Below are 3,360 nucleotides of genomic sequence, written 5' to 3' on the forward strand. Positions count from 1 at the left end.
CAAAGATCCAGAGGGCTAGTATTAGAAGCTTGACGATGTCCTACTCTCACATGGGGAAACCCCACACTACCATCGGCGATGCGTCGTTTCACTTCTGAGTTCGGGATGGGTTCAGGTGGTTCCAACGCTCTATTGTCGTCAAGCAATTCGGCTTAAGTTCGAAGGTCTTATCTGATCAATTCAGCGCCTTGATTGACTTAAATAAGGTGATGAATGTAAAGCTTTTACTTACTATCTTATCTTTTCGCGTATCGTGCGTATCTAAATACACTCATAAACTCCGTCTGATGCAATCTTAACAACAGTTTCTTCAGTTATATGGTCAAGCCTCACGGGCAATTAGTACTGGTTAGCTCAACGCCTCACAACGCTTCCACACCCAGCCTATCAACGTCGTAGTCTTCAACGGCCCTTTAGGACTCTCAAGGAGTCAGGGAAAGCTTATCTTGAAGGAGGCTTCCCGCTTAGATGCTTTCAGCGGTTATCCCGTCCGAACGTAGCTACCGGGCAATGCCATTGGCATGACAACCCGAACACCAGAGGTTCGTTCACTCCGGTCCTCTCGTACTAGGAGCAACTCTTCTCAACTTTCCAACGCCCACGGCAGATAGGGACCGAACTGTCTCACGACGTTCTAAACCCAGCTCGCGTACCACTTTAAATGGCGAACAGCCATACCCTTGGGACCGGCTTCAGCCCCAGGATGTGATGAGCCGACATCGAGGTGCCAAACACCGCCGTCGATGTGAACTCTTGGGCGGTATCAGCCTGTTATCCCCGGAGTACCTTTTATCCGTTGAGCGATGGCCCTTCCATACAGAACCACCGGATCACTATGACCTACTTTCGTACCTGCTCGACGTGTCAGTCTCGCAGTCAAGCTGGCTTGTGCCATTACACTAACTTCCTGATTTCCGACCAGGATTAGCCAACCTTCGTGCTCCTCCGTTACTCTTTGGGAGGAGACCGCCCCAGTCAAACTACCCACCAGACACTGTCCGCGATCCGGATAACGGACCTGCGTTAGAACCCCAAACATACCAGGCTGGTATTTCAAGATTGGCTCCACAACAACTGGCGTCGCTGCTTCAAAGCCTCCCAGCTATCCTACACAAGTAGGCTCAGAGTTCAGTGTCAAGCTATAGTAAAGGTTCACGGGGTCTTTCCGTCTAGCCGCGGGAACGCAGCATCTTAACTGCGATTTCAATTTCACTGAGTCTCGGGTGGAGACAGCGTGGCCATCATTACGCCATTCGTGCAGGTCGGAACTTACCCGACAAGGAATTTCGCTACCTTAGGACCGTTATAGTTACGGCCGCCGTTTACCGGGGCTTCGATCAAGAGCTTCGCCTAAGCTAACCCCATCAATTAACCTTCCGGCACCGGGCAGGCGTCACACCCTATACGTCCACTTACGTGTTTGCAGAGTGCTATGTTTTTAATAAACAGTTGCAGCCACCTGGTCACTTCGACCGGCCTCAGCTTACAGAGCAAGTCTGATCACCAAAACCGGCGTACCTTCTCCCGAAGTTACGGTACCATTTTGCCTAGTTCCTTCACCCGAGTTCTCTCAAGCGCCTTGGTATTCTCTACCTGACCACCTGTGTCGGTTTGGAGTACGGTTCTTTGTTACCTGAAGCTTAGAAGTTTTTCTTGGAAGCAGGGCATCAACCACTTCGTTCTCTAAGAGAACTCGTCGTCACCTCTCGGCCTTAAGATCCCGGATTTGCCTAAGATCTCAGCCTACTAGCTTAAACGTGGACAACCAACGCCACGCTGGCCTAGCCTTCTCCGTCCCTCCATCGCAGTAACAAAAAGTACAGGAATATTAACCTGTTTCCCATCGACTACGCATTTCTGCCTCGCCTTAGGGGCCGACTAACCCTGTCCCGATTAGCGTTGGACAGGAAACCTTGGTCTTCCGGCGAGGGAGTTTTTCACTCCCTTTATCGTTACTCATGTCAGCATTCGCACTTCTGATACCTCCAGCATGCTTCTCAACACACCTTCAGCGGCTTACAGAACGCTCCCCTACCATGCATTAAATGCATCCGCAGCTTCGGTTACCAGTTTGAGCCCCGTTAAATCTTCCGCGCAGGCCGACTCGACTAGTGAGCTATTACGCTTTCTTTAAAGGATGGCTGCTTCTAAGCCAACCTCCTAGCTGTCTAAGCCTTCCCACATCGTTTCCCACTTAACTGGTATTAGGGACCTTAGCTGGCGGTCTGGGTTGTTGCCCTCTCGACGACGGACGTTAGCACCCGCCGTCTGTCTGCCATGATTGTACTCCTCGGTATTCGGAGTTTGCATGGGGTTGGTAAGTCGGGATGACCCCCTAGCCCAAACAGTGCTCTACCCCCGAGGGTAAGACATGACGCACTACCTAAATAGTTTTCGGGGAGAACCAGCTATCTCCCGGCTTGATTAGCCTTTCACTCCGACCCACAGCTCATCCGAATCTTTTTCAACAGATGACGGTTCGGTCCTCCAGTGCCTGTTACGGCACCTTCAACCTGGCCATGGGTAGATCGCCGGGTTTCGGGTCTAATGCCAGCAACTTGACGCCCTATTAAGACTCGGTTTCCCTACGGCTCCCCTAATCGGTTAACCTTGCTACTGACAATAAGTCGCTGACCCATTATACAAAAGGTACGCAGTCACTCCGAAGAGCTCCTACTGCTTGTACGCACACGGTTTCAGGTTCTATTTCACTCCCCTCTCCGGGGTTCTTTTCGCCTTTCCCTCACGGTACTGGTTCACTATCGGTCAGTTAGGAGTATTTAGCCTTGGAGGATGGTCCCCCCATCTTCAGTCAAGATATCACGTGTCCCGACCTACTTAATATGTCTTCACTGCGTTTTCGTGTACGGGGCTATCACCCTGTATCGCTTAACTTTCCAGAAAATTCCACTAACACAACAAAGATCGGCTCTTCCCCTTTCGCTCGCCGCTACTGAGGGAATCTCAATTGATTTCTTTTCCTCCGGGTACTTAGATGTTTCAGTTCCCCGGGTTCGCCTCTTGCACCTATGTATTCAGTGCAAGATACCCTAAAAAGGGTGGGTTTCCCCATTCGGAAATTCTAGGATCAAAGCATGTTTGCCGGCTCCCCTAGACTTATCGCAGGCTCCTACGTCCTTCATCGCCTCTAACTGCCAAGGCATCCACCGTGTGCACTTAGTCGCTTGACCATATAACTCAAGCAACTGTTGTTTTGCGACTTATCTATTGATGAATAACATTGAAGATTGAAAGGACCTTCAACTCACCAACAGAAAGATTGATTCTCATCAATTCACAATAATAACGATTTGCACCGGACAGGTATGTACATGTAAAAAATACACACTCGCCTAAAAA

Annotated in this window: 2 rRNA genes; both read right to left on the reverse strand. The window is 50.1% G+C overall.

Features of this window, described 5'->3' with window-relative positions:
• Positions 1 to 27: 27 nt before the first annotated feature.
• Positions 28 to 143: ribosomal RNA gene (gene rrf / locus LU351_RS20085) — 5S ribosomal RNA — on the reverse strand.
• A 175-nt stretch (positions 144 to 318) separates the two neighbouring features.
• Positions 319 to 3,191 (reverse strand): 23S ribosomal RNA (locus LU351_RS20090).
• Positions 3,192 to 3,360 lie beyond the last annotated feature (169 nt).

This window comes from Marinibactrum halimedae (assembly GCF_021234875.1).
Classification (GTDB): Bacteria; Pseudomonadota; Gammaproteobacteria; order Pseudomonadales; family Cellvibrionaceae; genus Marinibactrum; species Marinibactrum halimedae.